The following is a 4,450-nucleotide window of genomic DNA, read 5'->3' on the forward strand; positions in this document are numbered from 1 at the left end:
GGGATCGGCGCGGTGGCCGGCTTCGGTGTGGAGGAGTTGGGCCGGGCGGCGCGTTTCACGCGCATCGACGCGTCGGTTTGCGGCGGCGACATCCGCACGCGCTATCGGAGGGATTGAACGATGTTCACCGGGATCATCACCGGGGTTGGCGATGTGCGCGACGTGCGCCCGGCGGACAGCGTCAGCGATACGCGTCTCGTCATCGGCGTGCCGGCGGGCAATCCCGACTGGGCCGGGATCGGCGAGGTCGCGCTCGGCGCCTCGATCGCCTGTTCGGGGTGCTGCCTGACGGTGGTCGAGCGCGGGCCGGACTGGTTCGCCGTCGAGGTTTCCGGCGAGACGCTGTCGAAGACCACGCTCGGCGCGTGGCGCACCGGCACCAGGATCAATCTCGAGCGCGCGCTGCGCATGGGCGACGAACTGGGCGGCCATGTCGTCTCCGGCCATGTCGACGGGCTGGGCGAGGTGGTGTCGATGCGGCCGGAGGGCGGCTCTACGCGCTGGCGCTTCCTTGTGCCGCGGGAACTGGCCCGCTTCATCGCGCCGAAGGGCAGCGTTGCGGTGAACGGTGTCTCGCTGACGGTGAACGAGGTTGACGGCACGGAATTCGGGGTGAACATCATCCCGCACACGGAAACGCACACCAATTTCGCCACGCTGGCGGTCGGCGATGCGGTGAATATCGAAATCGACATGCTGGCCCGCTATGTCGCGCGGCTGGCGGAGGTAGCCTGATGGATCAGCTCAAGACCGCATCGCTGCAGCAATACCTTGCCTCGGCCGAGGAGATCATCGAGGAAGCGCGCGCCGGGCGGATGTTCATCCTGGTGGATGACGAGGACCGGGAAAACGAGGGCGACCTCGTGATCCCCGCCCAGTTCGCGACGCCAGACGCCGTGAATTTCATGGCCCGGCACGCGAGGGGGCTGATCTGCCTCGCGCTGACCCGCGCGCGCTGCGAGACGCTCGGGCTCAAGCTCATGGCGCAGTCGAACGGGTCGCGCCACGAAACCGCCTTCACGGTCTCGATCGAGGCGCGCGAGGGGGTGACCACCGGGATTTCCGCGGCCGACCGGGCGCGGACCATCGCGGTCGCCATCAATCCCGAATGCGGCGCCGCCGACATCGTCTCGCCCGGCCACATCTTTCCGCTGATGGCGCGGGACGGCGGCACGCTGGTCCGCACCGGCCATACCGAGGCGGCGGTGGACATTGCCCGCCTCGCCGGCCTCACGCCGGCCGGGGTGATCTGCGAGATCATGAACGAGGACGGGACGATGGCGCGGCTGCCGGACCTCGTCTCGTTCGCGCAGTACCATAATCTCAAGCTCGGGACGATCGCCGATCTGATCGCCTATCGCCGGCGGATGGAGAAGCTGGTCCGCCGCGCGGGCGATGGAATGATCACGGATGGCGCGGGGCATCAGTGGCGCAGCGTCGTCTTCGAGAACACGATCGACCAGGTCGAGCACGTCGCTCTCATCAAGGGCGACATTGCCGCCGACGAGCCCGTGCTGGTGCGGATGCACGCGATCAGCACGATCGACGACATTCTGGGCGGCGACCATATCCGCGACCTGCGCCGGGCGATGGCGCAGATCGCCCAGTCCGGGCGCGGGGTCGTCGTGCTCATCCGCGAGGCGCGGCCCGATGCGGTCTCCTCGCGGTTGCGGCAGATCGTCGGCGGGGCGCGCACCGGCGCCGTGCTGCGCGACTATGGCGTGGGCGCGCAGATCCTCGCGGATCTGGGCGTGCGTGACATGGTGCTGCTCTCGAACCACAAGCGCGCCGTGGTCGGGCTGGAAGGCTACGGGCTCAACATTGTCGAGCAACTGCCGATCGAGGAGCCTTCGAAGCCATGAGCACGGCCGATGCCCCTGAAGCCGAGGTGCCGGATGTGCCTGGCCCGGCGCCGCGCATCCTGCTGATCCGCGCGCCCTATTACCGGCAGATCGTCGACGGCATGACGGATGCGGCGGTGCTGCTCCTCGGCCGGGCGAATGCGACGGTCGAGACGGTCGACGTCGCCGGCGCGTTCGAGCTGCCGCAGGCGCTCGCCATCGCGCTGCGCGGGCGGACGCGCTACGATGGCTATGTGGCGCTCGGCTGCGTCGTGCGCGGCGAGACGGACCATTACGATTTCATCTGCGATTCGGCGATGAACGGGCTGATGCAGGTGGCGATCGACTATGCGGCGCCGCTCGGGACGGCGCTGCTGACCGTCGATACCCTGGCTCAGGCGGAGGCGCGCTCGGCCGAGACCGGATCGAACAAGGGGGCCGAGGCGGCATCGGCCTGTCTGCGGCAGATCGCCCTCGCGCGTCGTCTGGGGGCGGCATGAAACCGGCGGGAAGCAAGGCGCGGCCGCGCACGCTCGCCCGCGCCGCGGCGGTGCAGGCGCTCTACCAGTGCGAGCATGCCGGCGAGACGGCCGAAACCGTGATCGACCAGTTCGTCCGCCACCGTTTCGGGCGGATGGCGGGGATGCTCGGCGTCGAGGAAGGCGAGGTTCCGCCGCCCGATGTGCCGCTGTTCTCGCGCATCGTCCGCACCGCGACGGCGCAGCAGGACGTGGTCGACCCGCTGATCGCCGGCGTGCTGCCCGAAGCCTGGCCGATGCCGCGGCTCGATCCGGTGCTGCGAGCCCTGCTGCGCGCCGCCGGCGCCGAGCTGTGGATGACCGACGGGCCGCCGGCGCGGGTCGTCATCAACGAATATCTCGACGTGGCGCACGGCTTCCTCGAAGGCGATGCGGTGCAGATGGGCAACGCCGTGCTCGACCGGATTGCCCGCACGCTGCGCGAAGGCGAGTTCACCGACCCCGTCAGGGCATGAGGTGAGCGACGAGTTCGGCCGCATCGCCCGGTATTTCGCGCCGCTCGCCTCGGCGGAAGCGCTCGGCCTGGCCGACGATGCCGCGCTCTGGACGCCGCCGGCCGGGCGCCAGGCCGTGCTGACGGTGGATCAGATGATCGAGGGCGTGCACTTCCTGCCGGATGATCCCGCCGATCTGGTCGCCCGCAAGCTGATGCGCCGGAATCTTTCCGATCTCGCCGCCATGGGCGCGCGGGCGGAGGGATACCTGCTTACGACCGCCTTGCGCGCCGACACGCCCGAGACCTGGCTTTCGGCGTTTGCCGAAGGCCTTGCCGCCGACCAGGCACGGTTCGGCCTGCCGCTCTGGGGGGGCGACAGCTCGTCCACGCCCGGTCCGGTGATGACGTCGATCACCATGATCGGCAGTGTCGAACCCGGGGCGGCGCTGCGGCGCGGTGGGGCGGTTGCGGGCGACGCGCTCTATGTCACCGGCACGATCGGCGATGCGGCGCTCGGGCTGCATGCCGCGCGCGGCGAGATCGCCGATCCGACCGGCCAGTTCCGCGCGCGCCGCCTGCTGCCCGAGCCCCGCATCGGCCTAGCGCTCGCGGGTCTCGTTCATGCCGCGATCGATGTCTCCGACGGGCTGGTGCAGGATCTCGGCCATGTGTGCCGAGCATCGGGCTGCGGCGCGGTGATCGAGGCGGACCGCGTTCCGCTCTCGCCGGCGGCGCGGGCGGCAGGACCCGCCTGGCGGGAGACGATCCTCACCGGCGGCGACGATTACGAATTGCTGATCGCCGCCCCGGCCGGATCGGACCACGAGTTGCGGCAGGCCTGCGCCGGCACGCCGCTCACGCGGATCGGCCATTTCGTGGCGGGGGCGCCCGCGGTGACGGCGGTGGACAAGGATGGCCGGCCGGTCACGCTGGCGCGAACCGGCTGGCAACATTTCTGACGAAGCGTCAGTTCTGCGGCGCCTTGAAGGCGACCTCCCGCTTGAGCGAGAACGGGTCGCTCGGGTTGCGCTGGTTCAGGAGATCCTGCATCCGCAGTTCGACCGCGCCGAGAATCTTCGGATGCGTCAGGCAGTAGAAGCGTCCCTCTTCGATGCATTCGAAGGTTCTGGCCGCAACCTCCGGCGCGCCGATGCGCCCCGAGGTGACCGCCTTGCGGGTCTGCTCCTCGGCCAGGCGCTGGCTGGCCGTCGGCGGCGCGTCGTTGGCGAGTTCGGCCGGGCGATTGCGCGCCGCATCCTTGATGCCGGTATCGACGAAGGCGGGGCAGAGCACGGTCACGCCGAGGATCGATCCGGAAATCCGCAGATCCTGGAACAGCGTTTCCGACAGTGTGACGACACCGTGTTTGGAGACGTTATAGACGCCCATGGTCTGTGCCGAGATCAGCCCGGCGACCGAGGCGGTGTTGACGATGTGGCCCTCGTCGCCGTTGGCGATCATGCGCGGGACGAAGCAGCGCACGCCGTGGATCACGCCCCAGAGGTTGACGCCGAGCACCCATTGCCAGTCGCGCACCGAGTGCTCCCAGAGCAGCCCGCCGCCGCCGACGCCGGCATTGTTGAAGAGCAGATGGGCGTTGCCGTACTGCGCGAACACCGCATCCGCGAACCGCT

At 69.7% G+C, this 4,450-nt stretch carries 6 protein-coding genes; 5 read left to right on the forward strand and 1 reads right to left on the reverse strand.

What is annotated here, in order from left to right:
• Positions 1 to 120 precede the first annotated feature (120 nt).
• From APM_RS11770 to thiL, 5 genes are read left to right on the forward strand one after another with little or no spacing between them, the layout of a single operon-like run.
• Complete coding sequence (locus APM_RS11770; RefSeq protein WP_007423602.1) at positions 121 to 735, forward strand: riboflavin synthase; 615 nt, start codon at positions 121 to 123, stop codon at positions 733 to 735.
• A complete protein-coding gene (gene ribB, locus APM_RS11775) occupies positions 735 to 1,862 on the forward strand; it encodes a 3,4-dihydroxy-2-butanone-4-phosphate synthase (protein ID WP_007423603.1) in 1,128 nt (375 codons plus the stop codon). Before APM_RS11770 ends, ribB begins: the two co-directional genes overlap by 1 nt.
• Positions 1,859 to 2,341, forward strand: a complete 483-nt coding sequence (ribH, locus tag APM_RS11780; RefSeq protein WP_007423604.1) for a 6,7-dimethyl-8-ribityllumazine synthase — start codon at positions 1,859 to 1,861, stop codon at positions 2,339 to 2,341. The genes ribB and ribH overlap by 4 nt, the downstream gene beginning before the upstream one ends.
• Positions 2,338 to 2,835 carry a transcription antitermination factor NusB gene (nusB, locus tag APM_RS11785; RefSeq protein ID WP_007423605.1) on the forward strand — a complete coding sequence of 166 codons (498 nt, stop codon included), beginning with the start codon at positions 2,338 to 2,340 and terminating at the stop codon, positions 2,833 to 2,835. The genes ribH and nusB overlap by 4 nt, the downstream gene beginning before the upstream one ends.
• A 1-nt stretch (position 2,836) precedes the next feature.
• Entirely contained in the window at positions 2,837 to 3,775 is a 939-nt protein-coding gene (thiL, locus tag APM_RS11790) for a thiamine-phosphate kinase (RefSeq protein WP_007423606.1), read from the forward strand.
• 7 nt (positions 3,776 to 3,782) lie between these two features.
• On the opposite strand, the gene APM_RS11795 is transcribed toward thiL, so the two are convergent.
• Positions 3,783 to 4,450: SDR family NAD(P)-dependent oxidoreductase (locus tag APM_RS11795; RefSeq protein ID WP_007423607.1), on the reverse strand; the 668-nt coding region annotated here is incomplete at its 5' end.

Origin of the sequence: Acidiphilium sp. PM (assembly GCF_000219295.1) — a bacterium.
In the GTDB taxonomy this organism is placed as follows: domain Bacteria; phylum Pseudomonadota; class Alphaproteobacteria; order Acetobacterales; family Acetobacteraceae; genus Acidiphilium; species Acidiphilium multivorum.

Excerpts from the sequence above, each read along its gene's own strand:
- ribH (WP_007423604.1), top strand. The coding sequence starts at position 1,859 with ATGAGCACGGCCGATGCCCCTGAAGCCGAGGTGCCGGATGTGCCTGGC.
- ribB (WP_007423603.1), top strand. The coding sequence starts at position 735 with ATGGATCAGCTCAAGACCGCATCGCTGCAGCAATACCTTGCCTCGGCC.
- nusB (WP_007423605.1), top strand. The coding sequence starts at position 2,338 with ATGAAACCGGCGGGAAGCAAGGCGCGGCCGCGCACGCTCGCCCGCGCC.
- APM_RS11770 (WP_007423602.1), top strand. The coding sequence starts at position 121 with ATGTTCACCGGGATCATCACCGGGGTTGGCGATGTGCGCGACGTGCGC.